General features: G+C 62.7%; 12 protein-coding genes. 4 read left to right on the top strand and 8 right to left on the bottom strand.

Going from position 1 to position 14410, the window contains the following annotated elements:
- Window positions 1–7: 7 nt before the first annotated feature.
- A complete protein-coding gene (locus Q7V20_RS09090; RefSeq protein ID WP_370652431.1) occupies window positions 8–580 on the bottom strand; it encodes a TIGR00645 family protein in 573 nt (190 codons plus the stop codon).
- 143 nt (window positions 581–723) lie between these two features.
- Here Q7V20_RS09090 and acs point away from each other — a divergent pair, with 143 nt between their 5' ends.
- The gene (gene acs, locus Q7V20_RS09085) at window positions 724–2709 is read left to right on the top strand and encodes an acetate--CoA ligase (RefSeq protein WP_304789533.1); all 1986 of its coding nucleotides are present in this window, start codon (window positions 724–726) and stop codon (window positions 2707–2709) included.
- Window positions 2710–2861: 152 nt separating this feature from the next.
- Window positions 2862–4709 carry an MFS transporter gene (locus Q7V20_RS09080; RefSeq protein ID WP_304789530.1) on the top strand — a complete coding sequence of 616 codons (1848 nt, stop codon included), beginning with the start codon at window positions 2862–2864 and terminating at the stop codon, window positions 4707–4709.
- Between the two features lie 97 nt (window positions 4710–4806).
- Here the strand turns inward: Q7V20_RS09080 and Q7V20_RS09075 are convergent, their stop codons facing one another.
- Window positions 4807–5121, bottom strand: a complete 315-nt coding sequence (locus Q7V20_RS09075) for a c-type cytochrome (RefSeq protein WP_304789527.1) — start codon at window positions 5119–5121, stop codon at window positions 4807–4809.
- Between the two features lie 109 nt (window positions 5122–5230).
- Here Q7V20_RS09075 and Q7V20_RS09070 point away from each other — a divergent pair, with 109 nt between their 5' ends.
- Window positions 5231–5488 carry a TIGR04438 family Trp-rich protein gene (locus tag Q7V20_RS09070; RefSeq protein WP_304789524.1) on the top strand — a complete coding sequence of 86 codons (258 nt, stop codon included), beginning with the start codon at window positions 5231–5233 and terminating at the stop codon, window positions 5486–5488.
- 69 nt (window positions 5489–5557) lie between these two features.
- On the opposite strand, the gene ilvD is transcribed toward Q7V20_RS09070, so the two are convergent.
- The 3 genes from ilvD to Q7V20_RS09055 form a co-directional block, all read right to left on the bottom strand.
- Entirely contained in the window at window positions 5558–7240 is a 1683-nt protein-coding gene (gene ilvD / locus Q7V20_RS09065) for a dihydroxy-acid dehydratase (protein ID WP_304789521.1), read from the bottom strand.
- Window positions 7241–7314: 74 nt separating this feature from the next.
- Window positions 7315–8661 carry a chloride channel protein gene (locus Q7V20_RS09060; RefSeq protein ID WP_304789519.1) on the bottom strand — a complete coding sequence of 449 codons (1347 nt, stop codon included), beginning with the start codon at window positions 8659–8661 and terminating at the stop codon, window positions 7315–7317.
- Window positions 8662–8671: 10 nt separating this feature from the next.
- Window positions 8672–9931 carry a putative Na+/H+ antiporter gene (locus Q7V20_RS09055; protein ID WP_304789516.1) on the bottom strand — a complete coding sequence of 420 codons (1260 nt, stop codon included), beginning with the start codon at window positions 9929–9931 and terminating at the stop codon, window positions 8672–8674.
- An 86-nt stretch (window positions 9932–10017) separates the two neighbouring features.
- Between Q7V20_RS09055 and lgt the strand changes: the two genes are divergently transcribed.
- A complete protein-coding gene (lgt, locus tag Q7V20_RS09050; protein WP_304789513.1) occupies window positions 10018–10836 on the top strand; it encodes a prolipoprotein diacylglyceryl transferase in 819 nt (272 codons plus the stop codon).
- Window positions 10837–10942: 106 nt separating this feature from the next.
- Here lgt and Q7V20_RS09045 read toward each other — a convergent pair whose 3' ends face one another.
- The 3 genes from Q7V20_RS09045 to Q7V20_RS09035 all read right to left on the bottom strand — a co-directional run bounded on the left by Q7V20_RS09045 (window position 10943) and on the right by Q7V20_RS09035 (window position 14165).
- Window positions 10943–11743 carry an ABC transporter ATP-binding protein gene (locus Q7V20_RS09045; RefSeq protein ID WP_304789510.1) on the bottom strand — a complete coding sequence of 267 codons (801 nt, stop codon included), beginning with the start codon at window positions 11741–11743 and terminating at the stop codon, window positions 10943–10945.
- Between the two features lie 25 nt (window positions 11744–11768).
- Window positions 11769–12698 carry a nitrate ABC transporter permease gene (gene ntrB, locus Q7V20_RS09040; RefSeq protein WP_304789508.1) on the bottom strand — a complete coding sequence of 310 codons (930 nt, stop codon included), beginning with the start codon at window positions 12696–12698 and terminating at the stop codon, window positions 11769–11771.
- Window positions 12699–12941: 243 nt separating this feature from the next.
- Window positions 12942–14165 carry a CmpA/NrtA family ABC transporter substrate-binding protein gene (locus tag Q7V20_RS09035; protein WP_304789505.1) on the bottom strand — a complete coding sequence of 408 codons (1224 nt, stop codon included), beginning with the start codon at window positions 14163–14165 and terminating at the stop codon, window positions 12942–12944.
- Window positions 14166–14410 lie beyond the last annotated feature (245 nt).

Raw genomic sequence — 14410 nt, 5'->3', positions numbered from 1 at the left:
TCGCCGCTCAGTGGGCTTTGTCGCCAGTGGGCTGGCCCAGCAATCGGTCTGTGTAAGCGATGGCCAGTGCTGACAACAAGAACGCGATGTGAATCACGGTCTGCGAGATCAGGACCTTCTCCGAGTAGTTCTCGGCATTGATGAAGGTTTTCAGCAGGTGGATCGATGAAATGCCGATGATCGCCGTGGCCAGCTTCACCTTCAGCACCGACGCATTCACATGGCTCAACCACTCCGGCTGGTCGGGGTGATTTTCCAGGTTCATGCGCGACACAAAGGTTTCGTACCCGCCCACGATCACCATGATCAGCAGGTTGGAGATCATCACCACGTCGATCAAACCCAGCACCACCAGCATGATGGTGGTTTCGGTCAGGTGGGTGGGGGTGGCGCTTGCCTGCTGCCCGGTGGCGGCAAAAATGAGCTGCAGGGCCTCCTGATTGCCAAAAGCGGCCTGCACCAGGTGCACCAGCTCTACCCAGAAGTGCACCACGTACACGCCTTGCGCCAGAATCAAACCCAGGTACAGCGGCAATTGCAGCCAGCGGCTGGCAAAGATGAAGTTGGGCAGGTGGCGCATGTTGTTTTGTTTTGGCGGCTGACTCATGGGGGCCTTGGCGAGTACTTCGGGATAGTCCGAAGGACCAAATTCTAGAGGTCCGCGCATGGTTTTGTTCTGGTAAGGTCTCCACGTATGCATGTGGACCCTCTCGGAGCAATGCCATGACGACAGCATCCAACAACACCTCCACCACCCCCAGCCACCACCCGGTGCCGCCCGCATTTGCCCAAAGCGCGCACATTGGCAGCCGCGAGGCGTATGACCAACTTTGCGCCGAGGCGAATGCCGACCACGCGGGCTACTGGGCCCGATTGGCCCGCGAGTTCCTCTCCTGGAAAAAGCCCTTCACCCAGGCGTTGGACGACAGCCAGGCCCCCTTCTACAAGTGGTTTGACGATGGCCTGCTGAACGTCTCCTACAACTGCCTGGACCGGCACGTTGAGGCTGGCCTGGGCAACAAGGTCGCCATCATTTTCGAATCCGATGGTGGACAGGTCGCCCGCGTCACCTACAGCGAACTGCTGGAGCGCGTCTGCCGCCTGGCCAATGTGCTGAAGGCGCAAGGCGTCAAGAAAGGCGACCGCGTCGTCATTTACCTGCCCATGTCGGTTGAAGGCGTGGTGGCCATGCAGGCCTGCGCGCGCATTGGCGCCACACATTCGGTGGTGTTCGGCGGCTTCTCGGCCCAAAGCCTGCGTGACCGCATCGAAGGCGCGGGCGCCGTGCTGGTCATCACCGCCGACGAGCAAATGCGCGGCGGCAAGAACCTGCCGCTCAAGGCCATCGTTGACGAAGCCCTGGCCATGGAAGGCGCGGGCAGCGTCCGCCAGGTCATCGTCTACCAGCGCACAGGTGGCTCGGTGGCTTTCCAGGCAGGGCGCGACCTTTGGTTGCACGAAGTCATGGCCGCGCAACCCAGCACTTGCGAGCCTGAATGGGTCGGCGCCGAGCACCCCTTGTTTTTGCTCTACACCTCCGGCTCCACCGGCAAACCCAAGGGCGTGCAGCACGCCAGCGGTGGCTATTTGCTGCACGCGGCCCTGACCACCAAGTGGACCTTCGACCTCAAGCCTGAAGACGTCTTCTGGTGCACGGCCGACATCGGCTGGGTCACCGGCCACACCTACGTTGCCTACGGCCCCTTGGCCATCGCCGCCACGCAAGTGGTCTTCGAAGGCGTGCCCACCTACCCGGATGCCGCGCGCTTCTGGCGCATGATCGAGGCGCACAAGGTCAGCGTGTTCTACACCGCCCCCACGGCCATCCGCGCCCTCATCAAGGCCGCCGAGACCACCCCCGCCGTGCACCCTCGCAACTTTGACCTGGGCAGCCTGCGCCTGCTGGGTTCGGTGGGCGAGCCCATCAACCCCGCCGCCTGGGAGTGGTACCACCGCGAGATCGGTGGCGGCCGCTGCCCCATCGTCGACACCTTCTGGCAGACCGAAACCGGTGGCCACATGATCACGCCCTTGCCCGGCGCCCACACGCTCGTGCCAGGCTCTTGCAGCCTGCCTTTCCCCGGCATCGACGCGGCCGTGGTCGATGAAACCGGCAAAGAAGTGCCGTGGGGGCAGGGCGGCGTGCTGGTGGTGCGCAAACCCTGGCCGTCCATGATCCGCACCATCTGGGGCGACCCGGAACGCTTCAAGACCAGTTATTACCCGGCCGAGTTCGGTAGCGAGTTCTACCTGGCCGGCGACGGCGCCATCCGCGATGTCGACACCGGTTACTTCACCATCACCGGCCGCATCGACGATGTGTTGAACGTGTCCGGCCACCGCATGGGCACCATGGAAGTCGAATCCGCGCTGGTGTCCCACCCCTTGGTGGCCGAGGCGGCGGTGGTCGGGCGCCCCGACGACCTCACCGGTGAGGCCATTTGCGCCTTCGTGGTCCTCAAACGCTCGCGGCCCACGGGTGACGAGGCCAAGCAGATCGCCAACGAGTTGCGCGCCCACGTGGGCCAGCAGATCGGCGCCATCGCCAAGCCCAAGGACATTCGCTTTGGTGACAACTTGCCCAAGACCCGCTCGGGCAAGATCATGCGGCGCCTGTTGCGCGTGGTGGCCAAGGGTGAAAAAGTGACGCAGGACACCAGCACCCTGGAAAATCCCGCCATCCTCGATCAACTGGCCCAGACCAACTGAGCGCAGGCCCCACGACGCTGACTGTGTTGTTTTGCATGAATTAAAAAGCCGGTACTAGCATTCCCCCTTATTACAAATCGAAACGTACCCCCCTAGATTGGGGGGTGCAAAGCTCACATGAGCTGCGATTTTCCAAGGAAGAGGAGAAAACCATGGCTTCAAGCACAGTGGCGTCCACCGCCCCCATGACCAAGGAGGAAAGAAAAGTCATCTTTGCCTCCAGTCTGGGCACGGTCTTCGAGTGGTACGACTTCTACCTTTACGGCTCCCTGGCGGCCATCATCGCCAAACAGTTCTTCGCGGGCCTGGACCCCACCTCGGGCTTCATCTTTGCGCTGCTGGCCTTCGCCGCGGGCTTCATCGTGCGGCCGTTCGGCGCCCTGGTCTTTGGCCGTTTGGGCGACATGATTGGGCGCAAGTACACCTTCCTGGTCACCATCTTGCTGATGGGGATGTCCACCTTCATCGTGGGCATCTTGCCCAACTACGCCTCGATTGGTGTGGCGGCCCCCATCATCCTGATCGTGTTGCGGCTGCTGCAGGGCCTGGCCTTGGGCGGTGAATACGGCGGTGCAGCCACCTACGTGGCCGAACACGCGCCACATGGCAGACGTGGCGCCTACACGGCCTGGATCCAGACCACGGCCACGATGGGCTTGTTCCTGTCGCTGCTGGTGATCCTGGGCACGCGCACCTACTTTGGCGAAGAAGCTTTTGGCGATTGGGCCTGGCGCATTCCCTTCCTGGTGTCCCTGGCTTTGCTGGGTGTCAGCGTCTGGATCCGCCTGAGCATGAACGAAAGCCCGGCCTTCCAGAAAATGAAGGCCGAAGGCAAGACGTCCAAGGCGCCATTGTCTGAATCCTTTGGCCAGTGGGCTAACCTCAAGATCGTGATCCTGGCCCTGTTTGGCCTGGTCGCTGGTCAGGCGGTGGTCTGGTATACCGGGCAGTTCTATGCCCTGTTCTTCCTGACGCAGGCGCTGAAGGTGGATGGCGCCACGGCCAACATCATGATCGCGATCGCGTTGCTGATCGGCACGCCGTTCTTCGTCGTGTTCGGTACGCTGTCCGACAGGATCGGCCGCAAGCCCATCATCCTGGCGGGCTGCCTCGTCGCGGCCTTGACCTACTTCCCGCTGTTCAAGGCGCTGACCGAGGCCGCCAACCCTGCCTTGGCCCATGCCCTGGCCACCGCCCCGGTGACGGTGACGGCCGACCCCAAGGAGTGCTCGTTCCAGTTCAACCCGACGGGCACCGCCAAGTTCACCAGTTCCTGCGACATCGCCAAGCAGTACCTGGCGAACAACTCGGTGAACTATGAGAACCTGGACGCCCCGGCCGGTACCCCGGCGGCGATCAAGGTGGGCGAAACGCTGATCCAGGTCTACAGCCCCACCAAGGTGACCGAGGCGGACATTGCTGCGGCCAAGGAAGCGGCGGCCAAAGGCCAGGAGGCCGCTGTCAAGAAGCTTGACGATCTGAAAGCCACGGGCGCCATGGGCAAGGAGTTTGATGACAAGCTCAAGGCGGCTGAAAAGGACGCCAAGGAGTCTGGCGCCACGTTGGCCGCGTTTGACAAGGATCCCAAAGCTGCGGCCCTCAAGGTGATCGACGGCCAGTTCAAGAAAGCAGTGGGCGGGGCACTGAAGACGGCGGGTTACCCACCGAAGGCCGACCCCGAGAGGATGAACAAGCCTTTGATTGTGGCCATCCTGACCTTGCTGGTGATCTACGTGACCATGGTCTACGGCCCGATCGCCGCCATGCTGGTCGAGATGTTCCCCACTCGCATCCGCTACACCTCGATGAGCTTGCCGTACCACATCGGGAATGGCTGGTTTGGCGGCTTGCTGCCCACCACGGCCTTTGCGATCGTGGCGCAAACGGGCAACATCTACAACGGACTTTGGTACCCGATCATCGTCGCCAGTGCGACGTTCGTGATCGGCCTGCTGTTCGTGCGCGAGACCAAGGACATTGACATCTACGCCAACGATTGAGTTTGAGTGTCGTGCTGGCGGTCACACGCCAGCAAAAAGCCCCGCATGGTCGCCATGCGGGGCTTTTTTTATGAAGAAAAGGCTTTTGCCGCTGACCTTATTTGAGCGACAAGATCCACTTCACCAATTGCTTGGCTTCGGCTTCGCTGAGTTGTGGGTTGGCGGGCATGGCCATCGTGCCCCAAACGCCACCACCGCCCTTGAGCACCTTTTGCACCAGCTTGGCTTCAGCGTCTTTCTGGCCTTTGTACTTTTTGGCCACGTCCAGGTAGGCCGGGCCGACGATCTTCTTGTCCATGCCATGACAGGCCATGCAGGCTTTTTTCTGGGCCAGCTCCTGGTTGGCCAGGGCGGGTGACAAGGCGGCCAAGGCGAGCGCGGTGCCAGCCAGCAACGAAGGTAGCAATTTCATGGGGTGTCCTCGGGCAATCTGTGAAGTAAAGTCTAAGCACTATTCTAGTAACGCGGACAGGCCCGGTTTCGGTTGACCGCGGCAGGATTATTTTTCAAAGGGGCTTCGCATGTGGTTTATCGTGATCGGTGTGGCCATGCTGCTGATGAATTTTGCCGGGATTGGCCCCATCGGCGAGTGGACCTGGGCTGATCGCTGGTGGGCCATGTTGTTGCCTTTCGCGCTGGCTGCCGCCTGGTGGGCCTGGGCCGACGCCTCGGGCATGACGCAACGCAAAGCCATGGACAAAGATGATGCCCGGCGTGATGCTCGCCGGCAGAAAAGCCTGGAATCCCTGGGGCTGGGGCCCAAGAAGAAAAAGCGCTGACCTGGCTTGCCTTTGAAGCCCATTGAAAAAGCCACCTCGCGGTGGCTTTGCTCATTCAGGCAGGGCCGTTCACTCAAACTTGTCGAGCACGGCACCCGTGCTGGCGCTTGACGCGTTGTGGGCAAATTTGGCCAGCACGCCACGAGTGTAGCGTGGTGCAGGGGCCTTCCACAGTGCGCGGCGGCGGGCAATTTCGGCGTCGTCCACATTCAGCTGCAGCAGCAGCTGGTGAGAGTCGATGGTGATCGAGTCGCCTTCCTGGATCAGGGCGATCAAACCACCTGCGGCGGCTTCGGGCGCCACGTGGCCCACCACCATGCCCCAGGTGCCGCCCGAGAAGCGGCCGTCGGTGATCAGGCCCACGCTTTCGCCCAGGCCCTGGCCGATCAGCGCGCCCGTGGGGGCCAGCATTTCGGGCATGCCGGGGCCGCCCTTGGGGCCCAGGTAGCGCAGCACCATCACGTCGCCTGCCTTGATCTGCTTGGCCATGATGGCGGCCAAGCCGGATTGCTCGTCGTCAAACACGCGGGCCGGGCCAGTCATCACGGGGTTCTTCAAGCCGGTGATCTTGGCCACGCAGCCTTCGGGGGCCAGATTGCCTTTCAGGATCGCCAGGTGGCCTTCGGCGTAAATCGCCTGGTCGATCGAGCGGATCACCTTCTGGTCGGCGCGCGGCTCGTCCGGCACATGGGCCAGCACTTCGGCCATGGTCTGGCCGGTGATGGTCAATGCGTCGCCATGCAGCAGGCCGGCGTTCAGCAAGATCTTCATGACTTGGGGGATGCCGCCAGCGCGGTGCAGGTCGATGGCCAGGTACTCGCCGCTGGGCTTGAGGTCGCACAGCACGGGCACCTTCTTGCGCATGCGCTCGAAGTCGTCGATGGTCCAGTCAACCTCGGCCGCGTGGGCAATGGCCAGGAAGTGCAGCACGGCGTTGGTGGAGCCACCGGTGGCCATGATCACGGCCACGGCGTTTTCAATGGCCTTCTTGGTGACGATGTCGCGCGGCTTGATGTCCTGGCGGATGGCCTCGACCAGCACGCGGGCGCTTTCCTTGGTGTTGGCGGTTTTTTCGTCTTCCACGTTGGCCATGGTGCTGCTGTAAGGCAGGCTGATGCCCAGGGCTTCGAAGGCCGAGCTCATGGTGTTGGCCGTGTACATGCCGCCGCAGGAGCCGGTGCCGGGGATGGCACGCTTTTCGATCTGGCAGAAATCCTCTTCGCTCATCTTGCCGGCGGTGAACTGGCCCACGGCCTCGAACACGCTGACGATGTTCAGGTCCTTGCCCTTGTAATGGCCGGGCAGGATGGTGCCGCCGTACACGTAGATGGCGGGCACGTTGGCGCGCAGCATGCCCATCAGGCCGCCGGGCATGTTCTTGTCGCAGCCACCGATGACGATCACGCCGTCCATCCACTGGCCGCCCACGCAGGTTTCCACGCAGTCCGAGATCACCTCGCGCGACACGAGGGAGTACTTCATCCCTTCGGTGCCCATCGCCATGCCGTCCGAAATCGTGGGCGTGCCGAAGACCTGGGCGTTGCCGCCGGCTTCCTTGATGCCTTCGACGGCGGCGTCGGCCAGTTTTTGCAGGCCGGAGTTGCAGGGCGTGATGGTGGAATGGCCGTTGGCCACGCCGATCATGGGTTTGACGAAGTCGCCTTCCTTGTAGCCCATGCCGTAGTACATGGAGCGGTTGGGCGCGCGGGCGACGCCTTCGGTGATGTTCTTCGAGCGGCGGTTCAGGCTCATGGCAGGTCTGCTTTTAGGTGGTGCTGTGGGGCAAGCGGCCAGCAAGGTGCTGGCGGCGAAAACAGCATTGTCGCTCAGCGTTCGGGGTCCGGGGCGGGTGGGGACGTTTGGGCAGGCGGGTTCACCTTCCAGGTGCTGGTGAGTGCGCCATACAGGGGTGGGCTGAGCAGGCGTGCCACACCGCTGGCGGTCAAGGCGCAGGCCATCAGGCTGAGCACCATGCTGTGCCCATCGACCATCTCCATCACGATGATGAAGGCGGTGATGGGCGCCTGAGTGACGGCGGCCAGGAACCCGGTCATGCCCAGGGCGATCAAGGCGGCCTGATAAGGGTGGCCGGTCAGGTTGGCGATGTCGCTGCCAATCCCGGCACCGATCGTCAGGCAAGGCGCAAATATGCCGCCTGGCACGCCGCTCCAGGCGGACAGCCAGGTGGCCAGAAAGCGCAGCGCCACGTAAAGACCCGGGGTGCTGTCCTGGCCTTCCAGCAATTGCTTGGTGGTTTCGTAGCCACTGCCAAATGTGAGCCCCCCGGCAGCCACGCCAATCAATGCCACGGCGAAGCCACATCCTGCCGCGAACCGCAGGGGGTATTGCCGACGCCACATGCTGAATCGCCCAGCGTTGGGGCTGAAAGACTGGATGAGCAGGCGCGAAAACAGGCCGCCCAGCAAGCCCGCCGACAGCGCCACCAGCAAGCCCGGCAACAGCAAGGCCCAAGTCAGGGCCTGCACCTTGATCACGCCAAAGTAGGTGCCGTTGCCATCGATGGACACCGCGATCAGCCCCGCCAGCACGATGGCGGCCACCAGCAGGCCGCTGCGGCGTTGCTCGGGGTGGCGAGACAGCTCCTCGATGGCGAACATCACGCCCCCCAGTGGCGTGTTGAAGGCCGCGGCAATCCCCGCAGCACCACCGGCCACCAGCAATTCATGGTCCTTCACGCCTGACCCGGTGGGCAGCCAGCGGCGCGCATGGTGCATCACGCCCGCAGCGACCTGGACCGACGGGCCTTCGCGTCCGGTGGACAGGCCGGCCATCAAGCCCGCCGACGTCAAGCCGATCTTGCCCAGCGCCACGCGCAGGGACACCAGTTGCCGCCGTTGCGCGGGGGGTGTCTCTGGGTCCAGCGCCGCCATGACCTGCGGGATCCCCGATCCGGCGGCCCCTGGAAACCACCGGCGCGTGCACCAGACCACCGCCACGGTGCACAGCGGAGTCCACAGCAAAGGCGCCCAGAACCACTGCTGCTGCACCTTGAAAAACACCTCCAGGGCATGCTCGCTCAGGCGGGTCATGAGCACCACGCTCAAGCCGGCCAGGGCGGCAAAACTCAGCACGACCACGCGCGATACCCAACGACGCCAATCCGACAACTCGGCCTTCAGCGCATCGGGGATGGGTTGGTGATCTTCTGGCATGAGTGAAGCTTCAAAGCAGGGCGAAGGCGGCCATTGCGACGGCGGTGGGCAGCAACGCGGCCAGGAACAGGCCGCCCGCGTGGATGGATTTGTCGTCAAAGCCGTCTTTCAGGATGGCGGCGCCTGCGGGATTGGGCGCGTTGGCGATCAAGGTCAGGCCCCCGCCCGACACCGCACCCGCCACCAGGGCCACCTTGAACTCGTCGCTGAGCCCTTCCACCAGTGAGCCCAGGTAGGTCAGGGCGGCGTTGTCGGTGATGGCGGTCAAGGCTGTGGCGCCAAAGAACACGCTGGTGTGGTCCATCTGCATAAGCAGTGGCTCCAGCCACCATTGCTGCTGCCCGCCCAGCACCACCAGCCCAGCCAGGAAAAACGCCACCAACATGCCTTCGCGCAGGATCAATGGGTTTTGGTACTGGGCGTAGGCCGTGGTGAATCCCATGAAGAAGAGGAACAGTGCCATGAACACAGCAGGGTGGTGGGCAAACACGACCACCCCCGTCAGAAAGACCAGATGGACCAGACTGACCGGCCAGGGGATGGCCGGGCCGGTGGTGCTGCGGGAGGCGGGCAGCACTTTGCGCAGATCCTGACGGAACAACAGCACCAGCCCGATGGCATTGACCAGGACCGCCAGCGCGGCTTTCCAGCCAAAGGTGTGGAACATGAAATTCATGTCCCAACCCCAGACACCCGCCACCATCAGCACGGGGGGCGCGGCGAAATGGGTGAGCGTGCCGCCAATCGACACGTTGACGAACAGCACGCCCAGGGTGGCGTACTTGAGCTGGGCTGACACGGGCGCCATGAACAGGCGTTCGCGCAGCAACAGGGCGGCCAGGGTCATGGCGGCCGGCTCGGTGATGAACGAGCCCAACAGCGGCACCACCGACAAGGTCACCAGCGCGAACGACATGCCATCCGGCAAGGGCAGGGCTCGCGCCAGCAGGCGGGTCAGCTGGCCGGCGGTTTCCAGGATGGGTTTGCTGCCCGCCACCACCATGATGGCGAAGACGAACATGGGTTCCGTGAAGTTGCGGCCGTCGATGTAGGTGATGGCTGAATCCTTGCCCTCCATGGCAAACATCACCAGCATCAGCACCATGGCCCAGAAGCCAAAGACCACCTCGACCTCGCCCAGCAAATGCCACAGGCCGGCGTGGGCTGGGCGTGTGTGGGCCAAGCGTTCAAAGAATTTGGTCGAGAAGGTGTGGATCAGCGCAATGCCAAACAGCGTTGCCGCCACGATTTGAAGGGTGGTGGGATTCATGGCCACATCCTATCAATGGTGCGGGCATCGGTTATCGTTCGCCTCGGTTTCCCTTCGAACACGCCATTGGCTTGTCTGACCCCCACATGCTCGTTCATCCGCACATCGATCCCATCGCCCTGGAACTGGGGCCGCTCAAGGTCCACTGGTATGGCCTGACCTACCTGGCGGCTTTCAGCCTGTTCTACCTGCTGGCCATCTGGCGGGCCAAACGAGCGCCGTTTGCGCAGGCCGGCTGGAACCGCCAGCAAGTGGAAGACCTGTTGTTCTTTGGCGTGCTGGGCGTGGTGCTGGGCGGCAGGCTCGGCTATGTGTTCTTTTACAAGCCCGGCTATTACCTGAGCCATCCCGCCGAGATCCTGGCCGTCTGGCAAGGCGGCATGGCGTTCCATGGCGGGCTGCTGGGTGTGATCGCGGCAATGTGGCTGTATGCCAAGCGGAACGGGCGGGCCTTCTTCGAGGTGGCCGATCTGGTGGCGCCCTGTGTGCCGGTGGGCCTGGCGGCTGGCCGCATCGGCAACTTCATCAATGGCGAGTTGTGGGGCCGTTTCGCCGATCCCTCGCTGCCCTGGGCCATGATTTTTCCGGACTCGGGCAGCATGGAACCCCGGCATCCGTCGCAGCTGTACCAGTTCGGGCTGGAGGGGCTGGCCCTCTTTGCCTTGCTGTGGTTCTATGGCCGCAAGCCGCGCCAATTGGGTGCTGTTTCGGGCATGTTCCTGATGGGCTATGGCGTGTTCCGTTTCACGGCCGAATACTTCCGCGAGCCTGACAGCTTCCTGGGCCTGCTGGCCCTGAACATGAGCATGGGCCAATGGCTGTGCGTGCCCATGGTCGTGGCTGGGGCCCTGATTTGGGCTGCGGCCAAAAAAGACGCCTTCCGACCCAAGGATCGGAAGGCGTGAAGAGGCCGGTAGGTTTTCGCGGACCCACGGACCCCCGCTGAGGAAGACCACCTGGCTCTGGCGAATCAGGCGATCACAAATCCTGTACGCAAGGGTCATGCCAGATTCAGGCGGCTTTTCGGTCGGCCACGCCGTGGCGGGTGTACAGAAAGTCCAGCACCTCTTTGCGGCAGTGCACATAGGTCGGGTCTTCGGCCAGTTGCACCCGGTTGCGCGGACGCTCGATGGGCACGGTCAGGATCTCGCCGATGGTGGCGGCCGGGCCGTTGGTCATCATCACGATGCGGTCTGACAGCAGCACGGCCTCGTCCACATCGTGGGTCACCATCACCACGGTGCTCTTGGTGCCCGCCACGATCTTGAGCAACTCATCTTGCAGGTGGGCGCGGGTCAGGGCGTCCAGAGCGCCAAAGGGCTCGTCCATCAGCAAAACCTTGGGCTCCATGGCCAGCGCACGGGCAATGCCCACGCGCTGTTTCATGCCGCCCGAGATTTCGTGCGGACGCTTGGCGATGGCGTGGCCCATGCCCACCAGCTGCAGCGCATCGATCGTGCGCTTCTTGAGTTGGTCTTTGGTCTCCTTGGCACCAAACACACGTTCCACCGCCAGGTAGACGTTTTGAAAGCAGGTCAGCCAGGGCAGCAACGAGTGGTTCTGGAACACCACGGCGCGTTCTGGCCCGGGCGCGTTGACCTCCTTGTTGTCGCAGACCAGGGCGCCTTCGGTGGGCCGGAGCAGCCCGGCGATCAGGTTCAGCAGGGTGGATTTACCGCAGCCTGAGTGGCCGATCAGGGTCACAAACTCGCCCTTGTCGATGCCCAGGTTGATGTCGCGCAAGGCGTGGAAGTGCCCTTTTTTGGTGTGGAACACCATTTCGGCGCCGTGGATGTCGATGAATTGACTCATGTTGGGGCTCCTGAAGGGTGTCGGGTTATTCGTAGCTGAAGCGCTTGGCGACCAGCATCAGCAGCTGTTCCAGCAGCAGACCGACGATGCCGATGACGAAGATGGCGATGATGATGTGGGCCACGTTGAGGTTGTTCCACTCGTCCCAGACCCAGAAGCCGATGCCCACGCCGCCAGTCAGCATTTCGGCCGCGACGATCACCAGCCAGGCCGTGCCCACCGACAGGCGCACGCCGGTCAGCATGTAAGGCAGCACCGAGGGGAACAGGATCTTGGTGACGATCTTCCACTCGCTCAGGTTCAGCACCTTGGCCACGTTCAGGTAGTCGTCAGGCACGCGCTGCACGCCCACGGCGGTGTTGATGATCATGGGCCAGATCGAGCAGATGAAGATCGTCCAGATGGCAGCCGGGTCGGCCGACTTGAACACCAGCAGGCCAATCGGCAGCCATGCGAGTGGCGACACGGGGCGCAACAAGCTGATGATCGGGTTGAGCATGCTGCCGATGACTTTGGAGCGGCCGATGATGAAGCCCATCGGGATGCCGACCATCGCCGCCAGCCCGAAGCCCATGGCCACGCGCTTGAGCGAGTACCAGATGTTCCAGCCGATGCCCTGGTCATTGGGGCCGTTGTCGTAGAAGGGGTCTGAGAACAGCACGACGGCGGCATCCCAGGTCTGCCCCGGTGTGGGGAAGGTGGTGCTCTTCATCGTGAGCAGGTGCCAGATGCCCACGAGAATCGCGAGGCCCGCGATGGGTGAGAGCACCGTGATGGCCAGGGCGCCCCAATCGATGGGCGTCTTGGGCGCGGCGGCGGGTTTGGCGGAAGATGCGGGCGTGGCGCCAGCGGTAACTGCGGAAGTCATGGCATTTGAGGAGAACTTGCCGGCTGCCTTTTCCGCGCGCATCGCGTCGCTGGCATCCGAGGGGCTGTGAAAAACGGCGCTGACCATGTTGGACTCCTTGAAGGGTCTGAGAGGCGTGAGCGAAGCACAGGGCCTGCCCGATTCGTTTGTCTGCAATATCGTGGCCAGTGGGGGCATCCATTTGGGTGGATGCCCCTTCGAGCCGGTCTCAGCGGGACTCAGTGGCGTTCTTCGCGAACACTCTAGAAAACGAAACGCACGAATCGGGCAGGGTGCACAAACCTGGTGCTTGTGTCTGAGGCGGGAACGGAGCTTGGATCAGAGCCTGGGTCAGGCTTTGATCTTGAAGCCGTCGGCGTACTTGGCTGGGTCTTTGCCGTCCCACACCACACCGTCGATCAACTTGCTGGTGCGCATCACGTCTTTAGGCACGCTGATCTTCAGTGCGCTGGCCGCTTGCTTGTACAGGTCGATCTGGTTGATCTGCTTGGCGATGCCCAGGTAGTCCGGATGCTCCTTGATCAAACCCCAGCGCTTGTGCTGGGTCAGGAACCACATGCCATCACTCAGGTAGGGGAAGTTGACCTTGCCGTCATTGAAGAACTTCATGTGGTTGGGGTCGTCCCAGGTCTTGCCCATGCCGTTCTGGTAGCGGCCCAGGATGCGCTGGTTGATGGCGTCCACACCGGTGTTGATGTAGGCCTTGGCGGCCACGGTCTCGGCCATCTTCATCTTGTTCTGCAGACCGGCGTCGATCCAACGGCCTGCTTCCATCACGGCCATCATCACGGCACGTGTGGTGTTGGGGTATTTCTTGACGAACTCGGCGGTGCAGCCGAGCACCTTTTCGGGGTGGTCCTGCCAGATGTCCTGGGTGGTGTTGGCTGTCACCCCGATGCCGTCCATGATGGCGCGGTGGTTCCAGGGCTCACCCACGCAGAAGCCGTCCATGTTGCCCACGCGCATGTTGGCGACCATCTGCGGTGGCGGAACTGTGATCAGCTTGGCGCCCGACAGCGGGTTGATGCCGGCAGCGGCCAGCCAGTAGTGCATCCACATGGCGTGGGTGCCAGTGGGGAAGGTGCCGGCGAAGGTGTATTCGCGCTTTTCCTTGGCCATCAGCTTAGCGAGGCCGGGACCGTCGACGGCGCCCTTGTCGGCGATGGCCTTCGACAGTGTGATGGCCTGGCCATTGTTGTTCAGGTTCATCAGCACGGCCATGTCTTTCTTGGGGCCGGCCGTGCCCATGTGCACGCCATAGACCAGGCCATAAAGGACGTGTGCCATGTGCAGGTCACCGTTCACCAACTTGTCGCGCACGCCGGCCCAGGAAGCCTCTTTGGTGGGGATGATCTTGACGCCGTACTTCTTGTCGAAGCCCAGGACCGCAGCCATCACGACGGATGCACAGTCAGTGAGGGGGATGAAGCCGATCTTGACTTCTTCCAGCTCAGGCTTGTCGGAGCCTGCGGCCCACACGGCCGATTGCAGGCCGGGCACCACGCCCACAGCACTGGCGGCTGCGGCGGTTTTGAGGATGGAGCGACGGGACATTTTGAAATCCTGTGTGGACATGGTCACTTCAACTTTCTTGGCTATCAACAAACAAAAAAGGCGCCTGCCGTCGAGCCCTGCGGTGAACGCGGGAACTCCTCGGTAGACGCCTTTGTCGGGTGCCTTGAACAGCCCTTCATTGGGTGTTCAAGTAGGGTGGCGAAATCGCCGTTGATTTCGCTTGCCAGTGATGAATGCAAGCGCTGTGCCAGGTGTTTTTTGAAGATCCTGCCCCGATGCGGGGC

Source organism: Aquabacterium sp. (assembly GCF_030652515.1).
Classification (GTDB): Bacteria; Pseudomonadota; Gammaproteobacteria; order Burkholderiales; family Burkholderiaceae_C; genus Aquabacterium.
This window is presented reverse-complemented; position numbering and strand designations above follow the sequence as displayed.

Bases quoted from the DNA above. Each gene is read 5' to 3' on its own strand.
- Q7V20_RS09035 (WP_304789505.1), bottom strand. From the start codon at position 14,165: ATGTCCCGTCGCTCCATCCTCAAAACCGCCGCAGCCGCCAGTGCTGTG.
- lgt (WP_304789513.1), top strand. From the start codon at position 10,018: ATGCTCGTTCATCCGCACATCGATCCCATCGCCCTGGAACTGGGGCCG.
- Q7V20_RS09045 (WP_304789510.1), bottom strand. From the start codon at position 11,743: ATGAGTCAATTCATCGACATCCACGGCGCCGAAATGGTGTTCCACACC.
- Q7V20_RS09075 (WP_304789527.1), bottom strand. From the start codon at position 5,121: ATGAAATTGCTACCTTCGTTGCTGGCTGGCACCGCGCTCGCCTTGGCC.
- Q7V20_RS09060 (WP_304789519.1), bottom strand. From the start codon at position 8,661: ATGCCAGAAGATCACCAACCCATCCCCGATGCGCTGAAGGCCGAGTTG.
- ntrB (WP_304789508.1), bottom strand. From the start codon at position 12,698: ATGGTCAGCGCCGTTTTTCACAGCCCCTCGGATGCCAGCGACGCGATG.
- Q7V20_RS09055 (WP_304789516.1), bottom strand. From the start codon at position 9,931: ATGAATCCCACCACCCTTCAAATCGTGGCGGCAACGCTGTTTGGCATT.
- acs (WP_304789533.1), top strand. From the start codon at position 724: ATGACGACAGCATCCAACAACACCTCCACCACCCCCAGCCACCACCCG.
- Q7V20_RS09070 (WP_304789524.1), top strand. From the start codon at position 5,231: ATGTGGTTTATCGTGATCGGTGTGGCCATGCTGCTGATGAATTTTGCC.
- Q7V20_RS09080 (WP_304789530.1), top strand. From the start codon at position 2,862: ATGGCTTCAAGCACAGTGGCGTCCACCGCCCCCATGACCAAGGAGGAA.
- ilvD (WP_304789521.1), bottom strand. From the start codon at position 7,240: ATGAGCCTGAACCGCCGCTCGAAGAACATCACCGAAGGCGTCGCCCGC.
- Q7V20_RS09090 (WP_370652431.1), bottom strand. From the start codon at position 580: ATGCGCCACCTGCCCAACTTCATCTTTGCCAGCCGCTGGCTGCAATTG.